This is a genomic window from Ilumatobacter sp., from assembly GCF_030065885.1.
In the GTDB taxonomy this organism is placed as follows: domain Bacteria; phylum Actinomycetota; class Acidimicrobiia; order Acidimicrobiales; family Ilumatobacteraceae; genus Ilumatobacter.
Map to the genome: position 1 here is coordinate 13,227 of NZ_JASJCS010000013.1, position 22,715 is coordinate 35,941.

23 protein-coding genes and 1 pseudogene are annotated in these 22,715 nt (G+C 68.5%); 9 read left to right on the forward strand and 15 right to left on the reverse strand.

Going from position 1 to position 22,715, the window contains the following annotated elements; all coding sequences use genetic code 11:
- Positions 1-46: 46 nt before the first annotated feature.
- The 3 genes from QNJ12_RS05095 to QNJ12_RS05105 are packed head-to-tail and all read right to left on the reverse strand — an operon-like array spanning position 47 to position 1,430.
- Positions 47-406, reverse strand: coding sequence for a CocE/NonD family hydrolase (locus QNJ12_RS05095; protein ID WP_300619729.1), 360 nt, complete (start codon positions 404-406; stop codon positions 47-49).
- Positions 407-462: 56 nt separating this feature from the next.
- On the reverse strand, positions 463-1,170 hold the full coding sequence (locus QNJ12_RS05100; protein ID WP_300619731.1) for a hypothetical protein: 708 nt from the start codon (positions 1,168-1,170) through the stop codon (positions 463-465).
- On the reverse strand, positions 1,167-1,430 hold the full coding sequence (locus QNJ12_RS05105) for a hypothetical protein (RefSeq protein ID WP_300619733.1): 264 nt from the start codon (positions 1,428-1,430) through the stop codon (positions 1,167-1,169). The genes QNJ12_RS05100 and QNJ12_RS05105 overlap by 4 nt, the downstream gene beginning before the upstream one ends.
- Before the next feature lie 148 nt (positions 1,431-1,578).
- Here QNJ12_RS05105 and QNJ12_RS05110 point away from each other — a divergent pair, with 148 nt between their 5' ends.
- Positions 1,579-3,708, forward strand: coding sequence for a LuxR C-terminal-related transcriptional regulator (locus QNJ12_RS05110; RefSeq protein WP_367281754.1), 2,130 nt, complete (start codon positions 1,579-1,581; stop codon positions 3,706-3,708).
- 28 nt (positions 3,709-3,736) lie between these two features.
- Here the strand turns inward: QNJ12_RS05110 and QNJ12_RS05115 are convergent, their stop codons facing one another.
- The 4 genes and pseudogenes from QNJ12_RS05115 to QNJ12_RS23695 form a co-directional block, all read right to left on the reverse strand.
- Positions 3,737-3,949, reverse strand: coding sequence for a hypothetical protein (locus tag QNJ12_RS05115; protein WP_300619739.1), 213 nt, complete (start codon positions 3,947-3,949; stop codon positions 3,737-3,739).
- A 281-nt stretch (positions 3,950-4,230) separates the two neighbouring features.
- A complete protein-coding gene (locus QNJ12_RS05120) occupies positions 4,231-4,899 on the reverse strand; it encodes an SDR family oxidoreductase (RefSeq protein WP_300619741.1) in 669 nt (222 codons plus the stop codon).
- Positions 4,896-5,297: a hypothetical protein gene (locus QNJ12_RS05125; RefSeq protein ID WP_300619744.1), complete on the reverse strand. Its 402-nt coding sequence runs from the start codon at positions 5,295-5,297 to the stop codon at positions 4,896-4,898. The genes QNJ12_RS05120 and QNJ12_RS05125 overlap by 4 nt, the downstream gene beginning before the upstream one ends.
- A gap of 15 nt (positions 5,298-5,312) precedes the next feature.
- Positions 5,313-5,552 (reverse strand): annotated as a pseudogene (locus QNJ12_RS23695) (TetR/AcrR family transcriptional regulator); the annotation flags it as partial.
- Here QNJ12_RS23695 and QNJ12_RS05130 point away from each other — a divergent pair.
- Positions 5,534-6,712 carry an aromatic ring-hydroxylating dioxygenase subunit alpha gene (locus QNJ12_RS05130; RefSeq protein ID WP_300619747.1) on the forward strand — a complete coding sequence of 393 codons (1,179 nt, stop codon included), beginning with the start codon at positions 5,534-5,536 and terminating at the stop codon, positions 6,710-6,712. The pseudogene QNJ12_RS23695 and the gene QNJ12_RS05130 overlap by 19 nt on opposite strands.
- A 2-nt stretch (positions 6,713-6,714) precedes the next feature.
- On the opposite strand, the gene QNJ12_RS05135 is transcribed toward QNJ12_RS05130, so the two are convergent.
- The 4 genes from QNJ12_RS05135 to QNJ12_RS05150 are packed head-to-tail and all read right to left on the reverse strand — an operon-like array spanning position 6,715 to position 9,735.
- Positions 6,715-6,894 (reverse strand): hypothetical protein, encoded by a 180-nt coding sequence (locus QNJ12_RS05135; protein WP_300619750.1) that lies wholly within the window; start codon positions 6,892-6,894, stop codon positions 6,715-6,717.
- Between the two features lie 8 nt (positions 6,895-6,902).
- Positions 6,903-7,772 carry a metal ABC transporter permease gene (locus QNJ12_RS05140; RefSeq protein ID WP_300619752.1) on the reverse strand — a complete coding sequence of 290 codons (870 nt, stop codon included), beginning with the start codon at positions 7,770-7,772 and terminating at the stop codon, positions 6,903-6,905.
- Complete coding sequence (locus QNJ12_RS05145) at positions 7,769-8,656, reverse strand: metal ABC transporter ATP-binding protein (RefSeq protein ID WP_300619754.1); 888 nt, start codon at positions 8,654-8,656, stop codon at positions 7,769-7,771. Before QNJ12_RS05145 ends, QNJ12_RS05140 begins: the two co-directional genes overlap by 4 nt.
- Positions 8,653-9,735: a metal ABC transporter substrate-binding protein gene (locus tag QNJ12_RS05150; RefSeq protein WP_300619757.1), complete on the reverse strand. Its 1,083-nt coding sequence runs from the start codon at positions 9,733-9,735 to the stop codon at positions 8,653-8,655. Before QNJ12_RS05150 ends, QNJ12_RS05145 begins: the two co-directional genes overlap by 4 nt.
- Positions 9,736-9,844: 109 nt before the next feature.
- Between QNJ12_RS05150 and QNJ12_RS05155 the strand changes: the two genes are divergently transcribed.
- Complete coding sequence (locus QNJ12_RS05155) at positions 9,845-10,282, forward strand: Fur family transcriptional regulator (RefSeq protein ID WP_300619760.1); 438 nt, start codon at positions 9,845-9,847, stop codon at positions 10,280-10,282.
- A 48-nt stretch (positions 10,283-10,330) separates the two neighbouring features.
- Here the strand turns inward: QNJ12_RS05155 and QNJ12_RS05160 are convergent, their stop codons facing one another.
- Entirely contained in the window at positions 10,331-12,178 is a 1,848-nt protein-coding gene (locus QNJ12_RS05160; protein WP_300619763.1) for a hypothetical protein, read from the reverse strand.
- Positions 12,175-13,515 (reverse strand): HupE/UreJ family protein, encoded by a 1,341-nt coding sequence (locus QNJ12_RS05165; RefSeq protein ID WP_300619766.1) that lies wholly within the window; start codon positions 13,513-13,515, stop codon positions 12,175-12,177. The genes QNJ12_RS05160 and QNJ12_RS05165 overlap by 4 nt, the downstream gene beginning before the upstream one ends.
- 546 nt (positions 13,516-14,061) lie before the next feature.
- Between QNJ12_RS05165 and QNJ12_RS05170 the strand changes: the two genes are divergently transcribed.
- Positions 14,062-14,484: a VOC family protein gene (locus QNJ12_RS05170; protein WP_367281755.1), complete on the forward strand. Its 423-nt coding sequence runs from the start codon at positions 14,062-14,064 to the stop codon at positions 14,482-14,484.
- A 320-nt stretch (positions 14,485-14,804) separates the two neighbouring features.
- Here QNJ12_RS05170 and QNJ12_RS05175 read toward each other — a convergent pair whose 3' ends face one another.
- Both QNJ12_RS05175 and QNJ12_RS05180 read right to left on the reverse strand, forming a co-directional pair.
- A complete protein-coding gene (locus QNJ12_RS05175) occupies positions 14,805-15,593 on the reverse strand; it encodes a DUF4386 domain-containing protein (RefSeq protein WP_300619772.1) in 789 nt (262 codons plus the stop codon).
- A gap of 43 nt (positions 15,594-15,636) precedes the next feature.
- Positions 15,637-16,605, reverse strand: a complete 969-nt coding sequence (locus QNJ12_RS05180) for an NAD(P)-dependent alcohol dehydrogenase (RefSeq protein ID WP_300619774.1) — start codon at positions 16,603-16,605, stop codon at positions 15,637-15,639.
- Between the two features lie 140 nt (positions 16,606-16,745).
- On the opposite strand from QNJ12_RS05180, the gene QNJ12_RS05185 reads away from it, so the two are divergent.
- From QNJ12_RS05185 to QNJ12_RS05205, 5 genes are all read left to right on the forward strand, one after another.
- The gene (locus tag QNJ12_RS05185) at positions 16,746-19,607 is read left to right on the forward strand and encodes a BTAD domain-containing putative transcriptional regulator (protein ID WP_300619777.1); all 2,862 of its coding nucleotides are present in this window, start codon (positions 16,746-16,748) and stop codon (positions 19,605-19,607) included.
- Between the two features lie 445 nt (positions 19,608-20,052).
- Positions 20,053-20,514 carry a sigma-70 family RNA polymerase sigma factor gene (locus QNJ12_RS05190; protein WP_300619778.1) on the forward strand — a complete coding sequence of 154 codons (462 nt, stop codon included), beginning with the start codon at positions 20,053-20,055 and terminating at the stop codon, positions 20,512-20,514.
- Positions 20,511-21,602 carry a hypothetical protein gene (locus QNJ12_RS05195; RefSeq protein ID WP_300619780.1) on the forward strand — a complete coding sequence of 364 codons (1,092 nt, stop codon included), beginning with the start codon at positions 20,511-20,513 and terminating at the stop codon, positions 21,600-21,602. Before QNJ12_RS05190 ends, QNJ12_RS05195 begins: the two co-directional genes overlap by 4 nt.
- Before the next feature lie 29 nt (positions 21,603-21,631).
- Positions 21,632-21,988: a hypothetical protein gene (locus QNJ12_RS05200; RefSeq protein ID WP_300619782.1), complete on the forward strand. Its 357-nt coding sequence runs from the start codon at positions 21,632-21,634 to the stop codon at positions 21,986-21,988.
- Positions 21,989-22,105: 117 nt separating this feature from the next.
- Positions 22,106-22,372, forward strand: coding sequence for a hypothetical protein (locus tag QNJ12_RS05205; protein WP_300619785.1), 267 nt, complete (start codon positions 22,106-22,108; stop codon positions 22,370-22,372).
- Positions 22,373-22,715 lie beyond the last annotated feature (343 nt).

The following is a 22,715-nucleotide window of genomic DNA, read 5'->3' on the forward strand; positions in this document are numbered from 1 at the left end:
GCCCGCTCAGCATGTGCCGTACCCGGATCGTTCAGCGGTCGAAGACTCAGCGTGAGTGGCCGATCACGGCGACACGCCCGGTCGTGTAGTCGAGGGCGCGGAGTGTGTCGAGAGCGGCGATGGCATCTGCGGTCTCGTCGTCGAAGCTCGCACTGAGGTAGTCGCCGGTCGACCCGCTGACGCCGCGCTTGTCGTAGCGCAGCGTTGCCACGCCTGCGTCGGCGAGTGCCGCAGCGAGCGAGCGGGCGATGTCGAGACGCTGGCCGGGCTTGTTGGAGTCTCGGTCGAGCGGTCCGCTGCCACTGAGCAGCAAGCACCCCGGGAGTGGACCGTCGCCATCGGGGAGCGTGAGTGTCGCTGCAAGCTCCACGTCGCCCGAACGCACCGACACCGGTCGTTCTCGCATGCCCGCTCCTGACACGCCTCCAGGCTGCGTCGCGTGGAACGGCCGGGAGGCAGCGGTCATGACGAGGCCACGTCGTTGCTCTGCCGGAGCAGGGTGACGCCGGCGCCGATGAACCAGATGATCGACCCGAGTCCGAAGACCATCTCGACCGCCTCGAACGCCGGGACGACGGTGACCAAACCGGCTGCTGCGGTTGCGAGGCCGACGACGTTCAGCCAGCGGGGGAGCACCGCGGTGGCGAGGCCTGCGATCGAGACGAGGCCGATCCAGATGGCGCCGACGAGTTCGTTGCCGCCGCCGAGCCCGTTGGTGACGGTGTCGATCGCCGACCACAGCGAGGCAGCTTGATCGGGGTCGGATTCGGCGAGGTCGGCGACGGATTCGATCCCGATGTTGGAGATCATTCCGGTGGCGAACATGAGCGCAGCCCAGATCGCAGCGAACACCGCAGCGGTGTTGGCCAGGATCGGCGTCCGGTCGACCAGCCGCTGGCGGAGCGCGAGCGCGAACGGCACGAGCGCAGCGCCGAACACGACGAAGATGCCGAGGTACCAGGCAAGCAGCTGTCCCCGGTGGTCGACGAGGAACTCGACCGATTCGGCGGGAGTGGCGTCGGGGTCGGTGTAGTCGGCGAACGATGTCGCGAACATCGCGATGCCGTAGCCGAAGGTGCCGGCGGAGAGGAGTGCGGCTGCGCCGCCGATCCGGCCGAGTCGGCCGTGATCACTGTCGGCGCGTTGGTCGGTGGGTGTGGTGATGGTCATGAGTCGCTTCCTGTAGTGGGTTGGGTGGGTCGGTTGTCGGTGTCGTGATCGTCGAGGCGTCGGAGTTCGACGACGTCGACGTTCATCGACGTGAAGTGGGAGAGCAGTCCGTTGAGGTGGGACGCGTCGAGCACCTCGCCGATGAGGCGGGTCGTGCCGTGGTTGGTGGTCTCGATCTCGAAGTCGTCGATGACGGGGCGGAGGATCCGCTCGTCGGCGCGGCCACGGATCTCGATCTCGTAGCGGGTCGGTCGGGGCATACATGGATGCTCCGCCCGGGCTGGGTGAGTGGCCATCGCTCCCTGCCGGATCTCACCCGGGTGAGCCGGGCACGATCTCCCGTGTTCGATCGACCTCTACGCTGGGGGTATCGCCGACTCCCCTGCGGCCGTCACGGCCACGAAGGTCATTGCTCCGCGGCCGCCGAGCCGCTACCTCGAGCGCGCTCGCTTGCTCGAGTCTCTCGACGCTGCTGTCGCTGCGGGACGGGGCGTGGTTCTCGTGAGCGCCCCTGCCGGTTCGGGCAAGTCGACCCTCATCAACGGCTGGCTCGAGACTCGGGGCGCCGGGGTGGGTTGGCTGCAGGTCGATGAGGCAGACGACGATCCGTCCCGGTTCTGGGCCTACGTTGCGGCTGCACTCGCTGAGATGGTGCCGGGCCTCCCCGATTTCATCCGGGCGTCGATCGGCGACGGTCCCGACGCAGCCGCGGCCGGCGTCATCAATCAGGTCGCCCATCGCGCGGGCGACGTCGTCCTGGTCATCGATGACTACCACCTGATCACCAGCGAGGACGTGCATCGCAGCGTCGAGCAGCTCGTGACGCTTCGCCCGGACAACCTCACGGTCGTCCTCTCGACCAGGGTTGATCCACCGTTCCGGCTCGGGCGGCTCCGCGTGCGCGATCAGTTGACGGAAGTCCGCGCCGACGACCTCCGCTTCGACCAGGCGGAGGCGAGTTGGCTCCTCGATGCCGCGGCAACCGGTTTGGGGCCAGAGGCGGTCAACTTGCTCCACGAGCGCACCGAGGGGTGGGCTGCCGGGCTCGTCCTCGCCGGACTCTCGATGCGCGACGGCACCGACGTCGACGGGTTCGTCGAAGCGTTCCACGGCGACGACCAACTCGTCGCCGATTATCTGACCGATGAGTTCCTCGACTCGGTCGACGACCTCGAGCGACAGCGCCTGCTCGACGTCTCTGTGCTCGGGCGACTCTCGGGCCCGCTCATCGACGAGGTCTGCGGTGTGGACGACGGGACCGAGTGGCTCGCCAGGCTGGCGGCGTCGAACCAGCTGGTCACCTCGCTCGACCGGACCGGGACGTGGTTCCGGTTCCACCACCTCCTGCGCGACCTGCTCCGCTTGGAGGCCGCACGCAAGATTCCTGAACGGCTACCGGGGCTTCATCTCGCCGCTGCGTCATGGCATCGCGACCACGACGCCATGTTCGCGGCGATCGAGCACTACATCGACGGCGGCGATCTCGTCACCGCCGGCGATCTGATCGCCGTGCACGCCACGGCTCTGCTGAACGATGGGCAGGTCTTCACGGTGCTTCGTCTGCTCGACCGGCTGGGCGACCTCCCCGAGCGCCACTCGCGGAGCGCACTGGTCCGCGGTTGGATCAATCTCTCGACCGGCCGCTTCGCGGGTGCTCGCCACTACTACGGCGTCGCCGCCGAGCACGACGACGGGACCGACGCCAACCTCACCGCGTCGCTCGGAATCATGGTGCATCTCGCCGAGGGCGCTCTGGGCGATGCGCTCTCGATCGCTGGTCGGATGGTCGAGCCGACCGAGTCGACCCAGGCGATCGGTTTGGTGGCCGCTCATACGTGGGCCGGGATGTTCGACGAGGCGCGCCGATACGTCGCGATCGCTCGTGAGCTCGGCGGGTCCGAGCCATCGGACTACGCGCTGACGATGGCACCGGGTTTCGCTGCGGTGATCGAGTTGGAGTCGGGCAACCGATCCGTCGCGGCGGAACACGCGGCGGCGAGCGTGGAACATGCGCACGGTCACGGTGTCGCCGAGTCGCCGCAACTGTCGATGGCGCACGCCGTGGAGGCTCGCACGGTGCCCGACCCTGATCGCCGTGCCGCCGCTGCTGATCGGGCGGTCGAACTCGCACGACGGGCACCGGAGCCATTCACGCTCGGCTACGTGCTGGCACTTGTCGGCGACGCGGCGTGCGAGCGCGACGACCCGGCTGGTGCGCAGCTGCTTCGCGAGGCGCGCCAGATGATCGACCGATGCCCTGACCCCGGCATCGTCGGCGCGGCCCTCGCACGTATCGAGGCGCGGCACGGGCTCGCCGGGCGGGCCGCAGCACCGACCGGACTGGTCGAGGAGATCACCGAACGCGAGCTCGCAGTCTTGCGCTACTTGCCGTCGCAGCTCTCCCAGCGTGAGATCGCAAACGAGTTGTACGTGTCGCTCAACACGGTGAAGACCCACTGCAAGGCGATCTATCGCAAGCTCGATGTGGACGGACGCCAGGCAGCCGTGCACACTGCACGACACCACGGGCTGCTCTGACCCGCACCGGAGCGAAGTGCGCGCTGGATCAGCGGCCTTGTTGAACCGATTCGATGGTCGCGGCGAGGCGGGGCAGGAGACGGAACGGGCGGGCCGGGTCGGCGAACTCGTTGAAGGTTCCGGCGACGTGGCAGCCGAGGTCGGGGATGCGGAACAGGAACGACGCGGTGGAGCCGGAGTGTCCGACCATCTCCGGGATCCGGCGACCGGTCAACCAGCGCGGCAGCTTGTAGCGCAGCACGCCTTGGCCGTAGCCGATGGCGAAGGTGAGGACCCGGTTCCAGTCAGCCGCCGTGCGGTCGAACCCTGCTGCCGCCCCCGCGCTCCGAGGCCAGTGCCCTGGGGATCGACAGCGCTCGCGCCTCTCGCCGAAGCGTCAGCGGCGTCGCTCGGTGATCAGCGGCAGGGGACACGTAGGTGTCGGCCAGGGCGAGCGGTTCGACGAGGCAAGATCCTGGTCAGCGACGTGCGCCTCACCGAAGGCCATGTGCTCTCAGCCTGTTCAGCCAAGAACACCGCCGCTCACAGAGTCCAGCCGCCGTCGGTGGGGATGACGGTGCCGAACACGTACGACGCGTCGGGCGAGGCGAGCCACCACAGCACGGCGGCCGCCTCGGCGCCTCTCCCGAGACGTTGCGCTGGCACGGTGGTACGCATTGACGCCTGGAACTCGGGGTCGGCGATGGTCTCGGGTGGGAAGTAGGACGGGTTCTCGATGAAGTTCGGGGCGATGCCGTTGACGCGCACACCGTGTCGGGCCATCTCCTTGCCGACGCTGTGCACGAGTTGGAGCTGGGCTGCTCGGGCCGCCTCGTAGCCGGCGATCGGGTGCGACGAGGAACGGATCGCCGTCGCCGACGTCGGGACGACGACGGCGCCGTCACGTCGCTCGATCATCGACGGGAGACATGCGCCGAGGAGCCAGTAGAGCGGCCGGACGAGGCGGGCGTGGAGCTCGTCGACGATCGCATCGTCGTGGTCGGTGATCGATGTGACCGTGATCGGAGCGTCGAGGTTGGCGATGACGACGTCGAACGGTGCGTGCTCAGCGACGAACGCTGCCACCTCGGTCCGCGAGGTGAACGGCTCGATGTGAGCGACGACCTCGTCGCCCTCGGCCCGGAACCGCTCGACCGCTGCGGGGCCGACGAAGTGCTCGGCGTCCGTGACGAGCACCCGGCGGGCACTCACGCCGCACTCCAGCCGGTGAGCAGCAGGTCGAGGGTGGCGTCGATCATCTCGTCGAGGGTCAGCTCGCCGTCCGGGTCGTAGGTGCGGCACAGGGTGTTGAGCGCGCCGAAGAACGCCGACGAGGCGATCACCGGGTGTACGTCGCGCAGCGAACCCTCCTCGACGGCCCGGCGGATGATCACCCGGGCAGCTTCCTCGTGGTCGTGGAGCAGCTCGGCGGTTCGATCGTGGGCGGCGAGGAAGTCGACGTTGCTGATGATGAGCGGACCGGACGGCCGCTCGACGGCGAACCGCACGTGAGCCCGCCCGAACGCCTTCAGTTCCTCGACCGGCGAGGGGTCGTCGCCGGCCAGCCGGGCGGCCTCGGTGCGGATGCCGCGCAGCCCGTCGTCGAGCACGAGCGCGAGCAGGGCGTCACGGCTGTCGACGTAGTAGTACAGCGCGCCCTTCGACAGCCCGACCCGCTCGCCGACGCCGGCGAGCGTCGTGCCAGCGATGCCCGACGCACGCAGCTCCTCCTCGGCGGCGGCGATGATGAGGGCGCGACGTTGCTCGCGACGCTTCGCCGCTCGCGACGCACCGGCGGTCGGCTCGGGGTTGACAGTTTCGACTATGGGTCGAATAATAGACCGCCATGCGACGTGAGATGGAATTGGCGCTCGGCGACCGCCTCAAGGAGCTCATCGACGCCGGTCCCCCACCCGCCTCTGGGCCCTTCACCCCGCTCGACCCGTCGGTGTACACGGACCGCGACGTGCACCGCGCCGAGGTCGCAGCCATCGCATCGAGCCCGGTTGCCGCGCTGGCGTCCAGCGAGCTCGCCGCGCCCGGCGACTTCGTGGCGATCGAGCTCACTGGCGTCCCGATCATCGTCTCCCGCGACCGCGAGGGCCGCGCCCATGCCATGCGCAACGTGTGCGCCCACCGCGGCGCCACCGTCGAGACCCGAGAATCCGGATCGGCCCGCATCTTCTCCTGCGGGTTCCACGGCTGGTCGTACGAGCTCGATGGGACCCTCCGCTCCGTGTCGAACGCCGACCTGTGGTCGACCGAGCCCTGCACCCGCGGTCTGCGCCGGCTGGCGTGCGAGGAACGGCACGGCATCATCTGGGTCACCGCCGACGCCGACGCCCCTACCGAGTCGGTCGCCGAGTGGCTGGGCGAGGGGGTCGACGGACTGCTCGGCGAGCTCGGCGTCGGCGAGATGGTGCACCACGCCGCCACCGACTACGACCTGCAATGCAACTGGAAGCTGCTCACCGACGGCTTCCTGGAGATCTACCACCTCAAATACCTGCACCGGGACTCGATCGCCCCCTACTTCCCCGCCAACACCACCACGGTCGGCCGATCCGGGAACCACTTCGTCAACTGGCTCCCCAAGAACCGGCTCGTGAAGAACCTCACCGAGCAGGCGCGCGACGACTGGCAGGTGCTCGCCCACCTCACGGGCGCAGTCGTGCTCGTGCCCGGCACCGTCGTGCAGTGGCAGGCCGGCCACGTCGAGCTGTTCTCCCTCCGACCCCACCCGACCGACCCGACCCGCAGCATCGCCCGACTCACGATGCTCGTCCCCGCCGACCGTGCGGACGAGACCGACCTGTGGGACCGCAATTGGGAACGGGTCAACGTCACGATCCCCGACGAGGACTTCGCCGCCGCCGTCGACGTGCAACGCAACATCGCCGCCGGCGCCGTCGACGAGATCCGCGTCGGGGCCAACGAGCACATGCTCGTCGACCACCTCGATGCGGTACGCACGCGCTGCGCCGCACTGGACGAGCCAGCCGGCGTGGAGGTCACCGTCGGGTGACGTCAGCGCTCCACCGCGAGCGCAACGGCGATGTGGCGGAGCACGTCGGGGTTCGCCACCATGCCGATGTGGGTGGCGTCGACGTCGACGTGACGGACGTCCGGTGACCACTCGTCGAGGCCATGCGGCTCGGCACGAGGCCGTCGCGCAGCGAGCGGATCGCGGTCACGGGGACGACGCACGTGGATCGTCAGAACGCGCGACGGACGCCGGGGAGGCGCGCCCGCCGTCGAGCACCGGAGGCGACGAAGGCGACCAGGAAGAGGGCTGCTCCGGTGAGCACGATCGTCGGGCCGGAGGCGATGTCGAGGTGGTAGCTGAGGTTCATGCCGACCATGCCGGTGACGGCGCCGACGGCGGTGGCGATGATGAGCATGCGCGAGAAGCTCGGCGTGAGGAGCCGGGCGACGACCGCTGGCACGACCAGCGCTGCAGCGATCAGGGTGACACCCATCACGTTCATCGTGACCAGGATCGACGCGGCGAGGAGCACCATGAGCACGCCGTCGGTCACGGCCACCCGAACGCCCGTGACCTCGGCGACTTCGGGATCGAAGGTCACGAAGAGCAGCTTGCGGTAGGCCACGACGATCGTTGCGACCGTCGCGAGCGTGACGGCGATGATGAGGTAGACGTCATTGCGGCTGACGCCGAGCACGTTGCCGAACAACGCCGCGTCGGCGTTCTGGCTGGGTGAGCCGAACACCTGGATGAGCGCGAGGCCGAGTGCGAACGATGCCGTCGTGACCACGCCGATGGCGGCGTCGGAGCCGACCGGTCGTCGACGGGTGATGCCACCGATCATGAGGGCCGTCACGAGGCCCCACGCGCCGGCACCCAGGAAGACGTTGACGCCGATGAGCGATGCGGCGGCGAAGCCGCCGAAGATCGAGTGTGAGAGCCCGTGGCCGATGTAGCTCATCGACCGGAGCACGACGTAGCAGCCGATGAGGCCGCACAACGCGCCAGCGATTGTCGCGACGACGAGCCCGTTGCGGAAGAACTCGAACTCGTAGGGCCGCAGGATCTCGTCGATCGTGCCGGCGATCAGTGCCATCATGGTCGACCGAGCGGGACCGGGTCGGGCTCGTCGGGTGACGGCTCGTCGGGTGACGGGTTGTCGTGCGCGTGGGTGTCCGGATGCGGGTGGAGGTGCCCGTCGTGATCGCCGTGCGTCGCCGACGCGACGATCGGGCTGTCGATCACGACCGGCATGCCGGCGTGTCGCAGGACCTGCATCGGTGACCCGAACGTCGCCTCGAGCACGCTCGGCGTCAGGACGTCGGCGGGCGGGCCGACACCGATCACTCGTCCGTTCATGCAGACCATGGTGGGCAGATGGGCAGCGAACCCGTTGAGGTCATGGGTGGTGATGATGATCGACATCCCGGAACGTTGCAGCTGGCTCAGGAGGTGGAGCACCTCGTGGCGGGTCTTGACGTCGAGACCACTCGTCGGCTCGTCGAGCAGGAGTACGTCGGCATCGGTCATCATCGCTCGGGCCAGGAACATCCGCTGCTGCTGACCGCCCGACAACGCACGGATGTGTCGATCGCCGAGGTCGCCGATGCCCAACTGGTCGAGCACCACGTCGAGCCGCTCGCGTTCGGCGCGCCGCTCGGCCCGCGTCGACCAGAATCGGCGCAGTGGGCGCGTCCGGGCCATCAGGACGCATTCGCTCACGGTGACGGGGAAGTCCCAGTTGACGGTCTCGAGCTGTGGCACGAAGCCGAATCGCGTGCCCGTCGCTCGTTCGACGACGCCGCTCGTCGGCTGGACGGCGCCCGACAAGGCCCTCAGCAGCGTGGTCTTGCCGGAACCGGAGGGCCCGACGATGCCGACGAAGTCGCCACGCCGCACCTCGAGGTCGACGTCTTCCAGAACGGGCGCATGCCCGTAGGAGCACGTGATCGATCTCGCGCGGACGACGACGTCGGAACTCACTGCGGATAGTCTGCGTCATCCGTGCCGACGCCGCACACCTCGAACTCCATGAGCGCGGTGGGTTCGCCGCCGAGTGCCGAGGTCATGGTGATGTAGTTCGACTTCATCAGCCCGACCCACGAGTGATCGGCGTCGCCCGGCGCACCCGGCAGGTCGTCATCACGGAGCGTGTCGACGTAGGTGCCGCCGGTCTCGGCGGCGATCTGGTCGAGCACGGGTGACGGGAACACCTCGGATCCGAAGATCGCCGGGACGCCCTCGGCTTCGATCTGGTCGATCAGGTCGGCGACTTCTTGCGGGGACGGATCGCCGAAGTCGGCCGGCTGGATGGCGCCGATCACCTCGAAGCCGTAGTTCTCGGCGAAGTACGCGTACGCGTCGTGATACGTCAGCAGGAGCTTGTTCTCCGGCGGGATCGTCGCGAACGCTGCCTGCATGGCCTCGTCGAGCTCGCTCACGCACTCGGTGAACTCGTCGTAGTTGGCCGAGTAGTCGGCAGCGCCGTCGGGGTCGACGTCGCTCATCGTCTCGCGCACGATCTCGGCGTAGGCGAGGGCGAGGGACGGATCGGTCCACAGGTGCGGGTTCGGCTTGCCCTCGTCCTCGGGGAACGAGAAGTCGTACTTGTACTCGTCGGGATCGATCGTCTCGTCACCGAGCTCGACGAGGCGAGCGCCGTCGGCCATGTTGGCCAAGGCCAGTTCCTTCGTCGGCTCCTCGAGGACGAGACCGTTGATGAAGATGACGTCTGCGTCACTGAGGAGCTCGGCGACGCTCGGCTGCGGTTCGAACGTGTGTGAGTTCGTCCCCTCGGGCACGATGCCGACGATCTCGGCGCGAGCACCGATGATGTTCGACGCGATCGACGTGATCGGAGCGACGGTCGTGGCGATCAGCAATGCGGCATCGTCGGCATCGTCGGCTGATTCGTTCGGGTCCGCATCGGCCGGTTCGTCGTCATCGCCGCATGCGGCCAACGCGAGTGACGCGACGACTCCGGCTGCGACGAGACGATGCCGGCGTCGACGGTCACGAGGCGATCGGGAGGGCGGCGTGGTGGCGGAGGCGGTGGGGATCACCTCCGAGAAGATAGTCCCTTGTTGCGAGTCTGTCGCATCAGCGTACGTGTTGCAGGAAGGCGCCGGTCCCACGCGGCCGACGACCGTGCGCTGGTACCGTCGACGGGCGATGGTCGATTCCACCGATGTGTCTGACGCGCTGGATCAGCTCCGACGCACCGGTGGCCGAGTCACGCATCAACGGCGCCTCGTCCTCCAGGCGCTCGTCGACGCCCAACCACACCCCTCCGCCGAGGACGTCGCCGAACACGTCGCCGCCGTCGCACCGGACGTCCACATGTCGACCGTGTACCGCACGCTCAACACGCTCACGGAACTCGGCGTGATCAGCCACGTCCACCTCGATCACGGGCGCTCCGTCTACCACTTCACCGACGACGTGCGACCACATCTGGTGTGCGGGCGCTGCGGCCGCGTCGACCACGTCGACGCCGAGACGTTCGCGACCGTGCGGCATGCGATCGAGTCGGCGACCGGGTTCAGGCTCGATCGCGGCCACTTCGCCTGGTCGGCGAACTGCCCGGCGTGCCAGGCCGACGTCGGCTGACGCCCCGACGTCGCCCGAGCGTCGCCACGCCGACTCGTGCCGGTGGCGCTACGTGTCCATGAGCGTGATGCCAGCGCGAATCACCAGGAACACACCGATCGCCATCACGGCGAACGCAGCGAGCGGCACGATCACTCGACGCGCCGTTGCGATGATCTGGTTGCCCTCCATCGCGCCGAACATCCGATCGCGCAGTGCGACCATGCCGAGCCCGACGCTCACGAGCGCGATCGCCATGCCCAGTCCGAAGGCGAGGATCAGCAGGCCACCGAACGCGATGCGATTCAGCTGGATTGCCCCGAGCAGGACGATGATCGCTGCCGTCGACGGCACGAGGCCGCCGGACAGGCCGAGAATCGCCAGCGTCTTCCAGCTGACCTTGCCCGACAGGTCGAGCTCGTCGAAGTCGTACTTGTGCGTGTGCGGGAAGATGCCGTGCGTGTGCCAGCCCCGGTGGGAGTGATCGTGGTCATGGGAGTGACCGTGGTCGTGGTCATGGCCGTGACCATGTGAGTGATCGTGGTCGTGCGAATGGTCGTGGTCATGGTCGTGATCATGTGAGTGATCGTGGTCGTCGGAATGACCGTGATCATGCGAGTGATCGTGGTCGTGCGAGTGATCGTGGTCGTGATCGTGGTCGTGACCATGTGAATGGTCGTGTGGGTGGTCGTGGTCGTGACCATGTGAGTGGTCGTGGTCGTGTGAGTGATCGTGCGCCGGCCGGTCGGCATCGGGCTCGACGGCGAGCGCCGTGCCGGCGGCCACCGTCACCCCGGCCGCACGCAGCAGGCTCTTCGGCGGGAGTCCGTGGACGTCGCCGAGCTCGTGTTCGGCCTCGTCGTGGAGGTGCCCGTGAGCGTGCAGCTCGTGGGTGTGGGGCAGCGTCCTTCCCACGCGCCGAGCGGCTCGCTCGCGCAACGCCGTCACGACGAGCCAGATGCCGATGCCGAGGACGATCAACGCCGAGACGGCTTGCAGCCACGGATAGACGCTCTCGGGCGCAAACGCTGCGCCGGCGAGGTAGGTGATGATGCCGAGCACCAACACGCCAAGGGTGTGCGAGAGCGCGACGGCGATCGCCAGGACGAGCGCCTGGACCTTGGTGCCCTTGGTCCCCACGAGGTACGCACCGATGACGGTCTTACCATGGCCGGGAGCGAGCGAATGGAGCGCGCCGAGGAACGCGGCGAACCCGAGCGCCACGACCATGCTCCACACGCCCCCGTCGGCGTCAGCGATCAGGTCGGAGAACGCATCGCCGCCGCCCCCGGAGTCGTCGGATGGAACGCTGTCGTCGAGCTGCGCGGCACCCACGTCATCCGACGCCGCGAAGTCGAACGACACCGATGCCGTGCGCGGGTTGTCGTCGGCGTCGGGGAAGTCGGTGAGCCGGCGGGTGATCGACGAGTCGGACACGTCACCGACGATCTGCGTCCCATCGCCCACCACGACGATCTCGCGCCATCCCACTCGCTCTCGATAGTTCGCGTCGTCGACCGTGATCGATCGCCGACCCGATTCGACCGGGAGCGCCGACGTCCAGCCGCACTCGACGCGGAGCGTGGTCAGCCCTCCGTCGCCGTCGAGTCGCAGCGTCGACGCCGCGGGGCCCGTGAACTCCGGCGACTCCCCGTCGACGCGGATATCGACGGCGCCGAGGAGCGACGTGCAGTGAGCGGCCGGGTCGGCTTCGATCCGGTCGCCGTCGGCTTGCGTTGGCGTCTCGGCCAAGCTGACCACGTAGTCGAGCTCGAGCGCATCGGGGCTGACGAGCACGCCGATGTACCGATCGATCGCGAACGGGCCGAACTCGTGCGCCGACGCCGTCGCAGGCGCGACGAGCGCGCCGATCGCCGCGGCGACGAGCACGAGCCACCAGCGCCCGACGCGCTTCACGTCGCCACCATCTCTCGATCCTCCTCGGGCACCCCACCGTGCGTCTCGACCGCGCGAAGCCGATCGCGCTGTGCCGTCCAGGCGAACAGCACCCCGGCCGCGGCGAGCGCCAACAGCATCAGCAACAGGTTCCGGGGCCACATGCGCAGCGGGTTGGCGGCACGGTCGTCATCGAGGTCGGCGAGGCCCGTGCGAGCGATCATCCACGCCGCCGAATAGAGACAGATCACGGCGGTGACGCCGTAGAGCGCGGCCGCGGCCAACGCCGTGCGGCGCACCAACAGGAGCAGCGGGAACACCAGCAGCGCAGTGACGACGACGGCGACCTCCATGCCGATGTTGAACGCGATCAGGGCGAGCGGCGTGTCGATCTGATCGAGCCGGCGCCCGACGAAGTCGCCGGCGAAGCCGATGCCCTGCACCGCACTCAACGCGACCACGACCAGCAGTTCGCGCTCGGTGAACCTCCAGAGGCCGTACACCGCCATCGCGCCGAGTGAGGCCGCGACCAGCACGCCGACTGCGTCGCCCGATGCGTCGATCCCGGCGACGACCAGGGTCCACATGACCACCGAGTGCGCAACGGCCGACGCGGCGAGCAACGTCGCAGCGCGGCGTGTCGCCGCCGAGACCGTCGGCGCCGCGCCCCCGACGCTGCCACCCTTCGTCAGCAACGCCACCGGCGTCAGGATCGCGACCGCGAACAGCAGATGTTGGATGGCCGTGCGGACCGCATCGGTGCCCAGTCCACGCACCGCTCGCATCGACGTGAGCGCGCCGACGTCGTCCAGCTCGATCGCCTGCGACGTCATCCCGACCGAGAACCCGACGAGATGACCGGCCTCGTTGGCGAACCGTGCCGTTCCCCAATCGTTCTCGATCACGAGCAACGCATCGCGCTCGGGCTCCGCGTGGATGATCCCGTCGAACTCGACACGGAACGAACGAGGCGCAGCGTCGAATCGCTGCTCGACCTCGAACGGCACCACGATGTAGTTCCCGGCCACCGGCAACACGTCGACATCCTCGGTGAACGACAACGACCAGTCACCATCGCCATCGGCGAACGCGAGATGGTCATCGGTGTACGCCCGGATCGCGTCTGCGTGGCCGGCTGCCAATTCCGCTGCCGCCGTCGAGCCGGTGCCGAGCTCGACGCCCAGGACCTCCGCCAGGTCACCGACGGGATACTCGACGCGCCCGTCGACCGACGACCCGAGCGTCGACACGTAGATGTAGCTCTGAATCCCCGAATGTGCCCGCGCCCGGGCAGGGCCGAGCATGACACCGGCGAGTGTGGCCAGGGCAACGAGGACGAGGAACGTCGTCCGAGTCATCGAATGAGACGCCCGCCGTCGAAGGGTTCGCATGGGAACGATCGTCGGATCGTATCGCCGAGCCGTCACCGGGCGAAGACGTGCGACGAGCGACCGCACGCAGCCGTGCTTCCCGCAAGGGGCGACAGGGGTCAGCACCGGCCGGCGTCAGTCCTGCGCCCGGCGGCGCAAGTCGCCGGGATGACGCACGTCTCCCCAGGTCACAGCGCTATCGGGCCGCTCGAGCAGCGTCCGTTTCCTCACCTGAGAACGGGAGTCCGATTCCTCTCATTCGCTCTGAAGGGCACCTGGGTGACAGGAGTGGGACGCAGTCCGGTACGTGGGTGACACCGGGTTCGGTTCCTGCTGGCACTGCGAGCTCGTCGATCGGGGTCGGCCTTCTCGTTGGCGGCCGCGTTGGCCGTGTCGGATGCGAGGGGTCGTCCTGTTGCCACTGCCGCGACCCCGCGGTTCGATCTCGATCGGTCGCCTCGACCAAGCGGGGCAATGTCGAGCGTCATCAAGCGCACCGACGTGCCGTTCTCGGTGGCACCTACTGTGGCGGAGATGGACGATCAGGTCAGCGACGCACGTGTCCGGCAGTTGCGGCTCGTTGTCGAGGCCGAAGACTTCGATGCGGCGGTCGAGTTCTATCGCGATCTGCTGGGGATGCCGGAGGAGTTCTTCGTCGAGAGTGAAGGTGGGGCGTTGGTGATGGCGCTGCAGGCGGGGCGTGCCACGCTGGAGATCGTGAACCCGGCCCAGCGTCGCCTGATCGACGATCTGGAGGTGGGTCGCCAGGTGAGTCGGGGGATCAGGGTCGCGTTCGAGGTCGCCGACGCGGTCGGCGACACCGCCCGTCTGGTCGATGCCGGTGCCCAGCTCGTCGGTCCACCCACCGAGACTCCATGGCGTTCGCTCAATGCGCGGTTGGAGGCGCCGGCCGGCTTGCAGATCACGTTGTTCGAGGAGCTCGACGACGGTGAGTGAGTGGCCGGGGTCGTGCCGGCGGTCGTTCAGGTGTGGCGGTCGCGGTCGTGCCACCAGGCGCTGACGTACGCGGCTGCGGCGGTGAACAGTGGTTCGGCGTCGGGCTCGGCTCGTGCTGCGTCGAGGCAGGCGAGTGTGCACTCGGCGAGGTGGGCGTCGGGTGGGTGGCGGCGTCGTCGACGAGGTCGAGGTCGCCGGCCGCGACGCCTGGGCGAGCACCTGGGGGGCGTCGAGGATCTCGTTGTCGGAGGCTGCAGCCGACATGTCGCGGGTCGTCATCGCTGTTGCTTTCGGTGCGGTCCGTCGTCGGTGTGCTGGGTTCAGACGGGCAGCGACTGGCTGCTGCGCCGGTACCAGCGTCGGACGTCGATGCCTTTCCAGAGGAGCCAGATCGTGAACGCGAGCTCGCCGGGGGCGGCGAGAGCGACGACGAAGGTCTCGAAGAAGGCGTCGTGTTCGGGGGCGACGATGTGGGCGTAGCTCTGCGCCAGGTAGCCGACCGAGGCCACCATGATGAGCGCGCCGATGACTCGGGGCCAGAAGCCGGACCGGTGGATCAGGTAGCCGAGCAGCGCGAGGTGGAATCCGAACAGCAGGCCCCAGATCACGACGCCGAACTGGTTCACGTCGACGAACAAGCTCGTCAGCGCATCGCGCTGGTCGGGTTCGAACACCGCGAGGTAACCGGTTCCGGTGGCGATGAGGAGCACGACCCCGCTGGTGAACAGGTTGACGGCCTGCACGATCGCTTCGCCGACGCGTGCGAATGCGGCGGCGAGGGACAGCGGCCGGCTCACCGGCCGGAGCAGTGCGTAGAGCAATCCGGCCAACACGAGCTCGATGGCGATGATGATCGTCTCGGCGACCATGCCTGCTCGGAACAGGCCTTCGGATTCGACGATGTTTGCTGCGGTTGCGGCGACGTCGTCGTCGACGACGATGCGGCCGGGCACGACGAAGAACGCGAACGGGGCGATGATGAAGATCGCGAGGTAGAGCAGTCCGGCCAGGCGGGCCTTGCGCTTGACCGAGGCAGGGTCGTGGTCGGTCGTCTCGTCGTGGGCTGTGATGCGGTCGGCGGCGGGGGTGTCAATGGTGTCGGTGGACATGGGAGCTCCTTGGTTCGGTGGATGGCGGGTCGGTTGTCCGGCTTCAGATCGTGATGACGACCTTCCCCCGGCTGTGTCCGACCTCGACGTAGCGGAGGGCGTCGGCTGCGCCGTGGAGGTCGTAGGTGGCGTCGATCACGGGGAGCACCTTCCCGGTGTCGACGAGCTCGCGGAGCGTCGTGAGGTCGTCGTGGTTGGGCCGGGAGAACAGCGGTCGAAGACGGCGCCGAAGCAGCGGCGACAGCAACAGCGCCGACGCGAACCGTCCCATGCCGGTGATCGAGTCGGGCTTCGGACCGCCGACGACTACATAGGTCCCCTGTGGAGCGAGGACGCCGCTGGCCGTTCGCAGCGATGTGGACCCGGCCAGATCGATGACCTGGTCGTAGCGATCGGTGGATTCGGTGGGGTCGTCGGTGGTGTAGTCGATGACGTGGTCGGCTCCGGTCGAGCGGACCAACTCCAGGTTCCTGGTGCTGGCCACGCCGGTGACGGTCGCGCCGAGGGCTGTGGCGACCTGCACCGCGAGCGTCCCGACGCCGCCTGATGCGCCGATGATCAACACCGAGTTCCCGGGCTTCACGCCCCCGACGTCGCGCACCGCCTGGAGGGCAGCGAAGCCTGCGGTGGGGACGGCGGCAGCCTGTTCGAACGTCAGGTGCCCTGGCACGGGTTCGAGCGCGTCTTCGGGGGCGGTGGCGTACTCGGCGAACGTGCCGCGCGCCCAGCCGAAGACCTTGTCGCCGGGCTCGAATCGAGTGACGTTCGCACCCACGGCTTCGACGTCGCCCGCCAGATCCTGGCCCGGTACCGGTTGCTTGGGTGCGGTCAGCCCGTATCCCATCAGCCTCGCTGCGTAGGGCACCCCGCGGATGGCGTGGCGATCGCCAGGGTTGACCCCGGCGGCGCGGACTCGAACCAGGACCTCGCCCGGCCCGGGGGTCGGCGGGTCGATGTCTCGCATCTCGAGGACGTCGAGGGACCCGAATCGGTGGTGGAAGACAGCCTTCATCAGCACGCTCCTGTTCGTGGATCGCCCCTACTGTGAAGAGCCGATGTTGTGTCGACGCGGGAGCACGGTTGAGTCGCCGTCGAAGCCGTACGACGTCGGCTCGCGATCGAGTGCTCCGGCGTTCTCACGGGAGGACTGCCGTGACGGCTGATGGGGTGCTGACCGTTCGGCTCTGTGGCGGAGTCGAGGCCGCCATCGACGGCGATCCCGTTGACCTCGGGCCGGCGAAGTGCCGGGTCGTGCTGGCCGCGCTGGCCCTGGTGCCGGGGGCGCCGGTGTCCCAGCGTCGCCTCGTCGAACTGGTGTGGGGCGCCCACCCTCCTGCCACCGCAGAGCGGACGCTGCAGTCGTACGTCGCTCGCCTGCGGAAGACGCTCGGTCCGGACTCGATCTCCCGACAGGACAGCTCCTATCGACTCGCCGTCCCCACCGAAGCCGTCGACGTGGCCCGCTTCGAACGACACCTCGACGAAGGGCGGACATCCGAGGCGCTGGCCGAATGGACGGGCGTCCCGCTCGACGGGCTGGAGGCTCCTGGGCTCGAGCCGACGGTGACCGCGCTGTCAGAGCGATGGCTCGACGCCGTGGAGGCCGACCTGCGACAGCGGCTCGAGGCCGAGCCCGCCGTCGTGATCAGCCGGCTCACCGAGCTCACCGCGCAGCACCCGTTCCGCGAGCAACTCTGGGCCCTGCTGATGACGGCGCTGTACCGGGCGGGCCGTCAGGCCGACGCGCTCGCCGCCTACCGATCAGCCCACGAACACCTGGTCGAACAGCTCGGGCTCGACCCGGGACCGCAACTGCGAGAGCTGGAGGCGATGATCCTCGGCCACGACGAACGACTCGCCACCTCCCGGGCGCACGACCGGCTCGGCGACGCCCAGATCGCCGCAACCGACTCGGCGACCTCCCACCGTCCAGGCAACGCGCCCCGGAACCCCGGCCGCCTCATCGGACGCGACGACATCGTGAGCGCGATCGACGAGGCGCTGGAGGTCTACCCGGGCGTCACGCTGGTCGGGCCAGGCGGCATCGGGAAGACCAGCCTCGCCCTGGCCGTGGCAGCACGACGAGCGGCCAGCGGCGAGGTCTGGGTCGTCGAACTGGCCGACATCGGATCGAACGACCACCTCCCACGCGAGGTAGCCAACACGCTCGGCCTCCACAGCGGCGAGCCGGGAGCCATCAGCACCGCCATCACCCGAGCCCTCGCCGAGCGCTCCGCGCTCGTGGTGTTGGACAACTGCGAACACGTCATCCCTGCCGCCGCCGAGTTCGCAGAAGCGGTCGTTCGACATTGTCCTGCGGTGCGCTTGCTCGCCACGTCGAGGGGACGGCTGGGGTTGACGAACGAGCGGGTCGTGACCGTCGAGCCGCTCGACCCCTCGACATCGGCCGTCGAGCTGTTCAACGAGCGCGCGATCGCACTGACTCACTGGTACGACGCCGACACCAGCCGGACCGACGTCGAGGCGATCTGCCGCCGACTCGGCGGCATCCCGCTCGCCATCGAACTCGCCGCCGCTCGAACGACCAGCCTGACCCCGACCGAGCTCCGACAGCGACTCGATTCCCACCACGGTCTCCGACTCCTCGGCAACGCAGACAACAGCGGTCGGCGCCAGGAGACGATGCAGGCGACCATCCAATGGTCCTACGACCTGCTCATCCCAGTCGCACAAACGGTCCTCCGACGGCTCGCCGTGTTCACCGCCCCATTCGAGCTCGCCGCCGCCGAAGCCGTCGCCGCAGCCGACGACCTCGACGACCTCGACGTCGACCGACTGGTCGGCAACCTCGTCGACCAATCGATGCTCTCCATCGAGATCGGGCCGACCGGACGGCGCTTCCGACTCCTCGAACCGATCCACGCGTTCGCCACCGACCAACTCAACCGGAGCGGCCACCTCCACGAGACCGAGGACCGTCACACCCGATGGTGCCTGAGCCAGCTCGCCGAGATCGGCATGGACCTCACGGGATGGAACGAGATCCGCGGCGTCGACCGACTGGACGAGCTCTGGCCCGAGCTCCGCTGCGCCGTCGACCGAGCCCTCGCCAGCCACGACCACGAACTCGTCCGATCGCTCGTCCAACCCATCCTCGGCGAGATCGTCCTCCGCAGCCGCCACGAGATCGCCGACTGGCTCGAACGCCTCCTCGACATCACCCCACCCGACGACCACGACGCAAGGGTCTTCGCCCTCTACTGGGCCGCCCACCGGTACAGCATCAGCCAAGACCCAGACGGCTACCAACGACTCGTCGACCGCCACGGCGAACCAGACCACCCACTCATGGAACACGGCCGCGCCTTCGCCACGGGCGACCACGAAACGCAGGCCCGGTCATCGCCCACTGCCGGAGGCGAACTGCGCCGCCGAGGACACGACCACCTCGCAGAACGCACCGACATCAACCTCGCGGCATCGCTGCTCAACCTCGGCCGATTCGACGAACAAGCAGCGCTCACCCGAGACCTCGTCGACCGCTACCGACAGCAGGGACCACCGACCTACCTCAACTGGTCACTCATGCTCCTCGGCTACAACGCGCTGTTTCGCGGCCGACCCGACCAAGCCGACGCCTACTTCAACGACGCCATCGACGTCGAGGTCCCTTCGAAGACGCACTCACCGAACCGGCCCATCGAGGCGCGCCGCGCCCATCGCAACGGCCGACATCACGACGCCTATCGCATCCTCCGCGGCTACATCGACGACATCCGCGACACCGAGAACTACCAGGCCGGACTCCTCGTCTGCATCGAGTTCATCAACATGATCGCCGCCACCGACCGCTCCGACGACGCCGCCGCGATCCTCCACCACCTGGAGACGACCGGGCTGCTCGACAATCCCGCCTGGCACTCTCTCGTCGCAGACGCAGCCGACACACTCCAGCCCAGCAGCGACGACCCACCTGATCTCGACCACCCCGAGGCGCTCGACCTCATGGCCAACACTCTCGACGAGCTCACCAACACCGCCGGTAACGGCTGAGCGGACGCCAGGAGTCCGCACCGGGGTCGACATCACCGGCGTATTCGGGTGGCGGCGACCGGCAAACCACCCGCCGAGGCTGAGCGGGATGAACCGGACGCTTCAGCGATCCTGCACCGCCTACGTCCGCCAGGCCAGTTGCACCAACGATCTGACAGTCCCCCAGGCGCTCGTCACGCGCCTCCGTGCGGAATCGCTCGAGCAGAGGTGCCGATCACGGGTGCTGTCGCCTGGTCCTCGCCATGAGCGTTTCCGAGCGGTTGGGTCGGTGAGGCGCGTAGCGGTGCGGGCTTCGGAGGGCTGGTGGCGCCGAGGTGGTTGTGCGTCGTCGTGGACGGTTGCTGGTCGCCCGCTCTGCGGTGCCGCACAACTCGCGAATGGAAGTTGCGGTGGGGTGTTTCTTGTAGGTGTGAGTGGTCGATACGCCGAGGCGGGGTGCGCTGAAGTGACCTCGGCGTCGTGGCTGGAGGCGTTCCTGGATGAGTCGGGGGATCGGCTGCGTCGCGGGCTGGTGGCTCGGTTCGGGGTCCAGATCGGATGCGAGGCGCATGCCGATGCGGTTGCGTGGGCGTCGGAGCACGCCGATGAGCTGCGGGCGATGTCGAGCCCGCTCGGCTATCTGTTCCGCGTCGGCCAGAGCTCCGCTCGACGCTATCTGCGTTGGCAACGTCACCCTGTCGAGCTGCCGCCCGTCGATTCGGGTCGTGACCCCGATGTCGAGCCCGGACTCCCCGGCGCGATCGCTGGATTGGGAGTCGAGGAGCGGACTGCGGTCGTGTTGGTGCATTGCCACGGATGGACCTACGTCGAGGTCGCCGAGCTGCTCGAGGTCGAGGTCACCACGGTCAACAACTACGTCTCGCGGGGCATGACCAAGCTCCGCCGTTCACTGGGAGTCACGTCATGACGATGTCGTTGGAACACCAGCTCGCCGCCTACGGCGACACGATCGACGACGCCATCGATCACCAACTCGCCGGCGCACGACAGCCCGAATCGGCCGAGCCCCCTGCGACACTTCCCGAGCAGCCTGTGAGGCGCTCGCGTCGGTTGCTGATCGGTGCTGCAGCAGCGGTCGCCGTCGGCGTGGCGGGCAGTGTGGTGGCGTTCTGGCCGGGGTCGTCGTCGCCGGCGTGGGCCGACTGGGCACCCGTCGCCCAACCGGTGCCGGTCGCCGAGATCGACGCGATCGACTCGTTCTGTCGTGCAGCGACGAACGTCGGTGAGATGGAGCCGCTGATCTACGACGTCCGCGGGTCGGGCGCGGTCGCGATCTACGGCGACGACACCGGCTGGCTCACGTGCCACGCCCAGCGCTACTCCGACGGCGAGTTCCGGCTCGCAGCAACGACCTCGAACCGCGGCGACGACATCGCCGTTGCGCGTGCCGCGGTGAGTGCTGGGGCGCCGGTCACGGTCGTCAGCCTCAGCTGGCAGGGCGATCCGGCAGCGAGCCTGGCCTGGGGTGTTCGCGCGGCGGCGGTCGACGCGATCGAGATCGCGACCGTCCACGACGTGGTCGAGGCATCGTCCAGCGGTGACATCTGGGTCGGCTGGTGGCCGACCGACGATGCGGCCACGGCCCGAGTTCACGGCCTCGACGCCTCCGGCACGGTGCTCGCCGAGGGGGCCGCCGGAGAATTCGCGCCGGCGTTGCCGGATCCCTCGGCGATCGCGACAGCGGTCGCCCACGACGGAACCGCTCTCGCGCGGGAGATCCTGGCCGACGGGTTCGTCACCTGGCCGGAGTTCGTGTCCGCACTCGACGCCTGGCAAGCCTGCGTCGCGGCCGACGGGTACGACCTGACCATCGAGGTCGATCACGCCACACGCTCGTATCGCGTCATCTCGTCGCCGATCGTGAGCGTCGAGACACCCGAAGGCGAGCCCGACGACCAAGCAGCTCACGAGCTCCTCGAACCGATCAACGACAGCATCATGGGCTGCCTGGCCGCTCACGTCAGCCCTATCGAAACCGTCTTCGTCCAGCAGTAGCCGCCGCCAGCCGCCCGCCGCGCGTTTCCGTGCGCGACGCCGAGCGCATCGGTGCCGATTCCGGACGGGTGCGGAGCGTCGAAGCGAGCGGTGATATGCGCCGGCGGTTCGTGGCGACTATGCGTATAGTTAGGCGTATGCCCCGCGTTCAGGTGTATCTACCCGACGATCTCCACGAGGAACTCAAGCAGCGAGGCCTACCTGCATCGGAGTTGCTCCAGATCGCGCTCCGCGCGGAGCTCGAACGACAGGACGCGCTCGATGAGACGTCGCGTTACCTCGACGAGTTGGTCGCTGAGGTCGGCGAGCCGAACCAACGGCAGCGCAGTCACGCTGACGTCATCGCACGACGTATCCGCGACCGCTCACTCGACCGCGTGAGCTGACGGGTGCTCGTACTCGACAGCGGCGGGCTTTCGCGACTGTCTGCACGCACCAAGACGGCGGCGGCCCTCATCGGGTCACTGGTCGATCACGACCTGTGGCCACCGATCGTGCCGACGATGGTGCTCGTCGAGTCGCTGCGGGGCGACGCGCGACGCGACGCGAACACGAACCGGTTCCTCAAGACCTGCATCATCGAACCCGAAGTGAGCGAAGCAACAGCACGACGCGCCGCACACCTCCGGCGTCTCGCCCGCGCCGGATCAGCAGTCGACGCTCTCGTCGTGGCACTCGCCGAACCCGGCGGGACAGTGCTCACCGGAGATCGAGCCGACCTCGAAGCGCTCGCAGCCCACGCCGAGCGCGTCGCCGTCGAGGTCATCTGACCTTCCGGCGTCGTCGAGCACCCAACGAGCGCCCTGGTGTCGATACGAGCGGTCGCTCTGGAGCCGATTCCGTACTGTTTGCGGTCGCTGCCTGACCAAGTCGGTGTCGATGAAGCGTCGGAGCTGGTGAGGCGTGGGAGATAGCTGGGAGCACACTTCTCGGGCCGGAAAACGGAACGGGCGAGCTGGACGACCCGTCCGCATCGGCGGTCGCTGAGCCGACGAACGATCCAGACCGAGTCACACCGAGCGGGACGCGCCGTTCTCGAGTGGGCGAACCTGCGGGTGTGGTCGCACGTTTCTGCGCGGTCTGTGCGTCTGGGCGCCGTTCGTGCGTCGAATC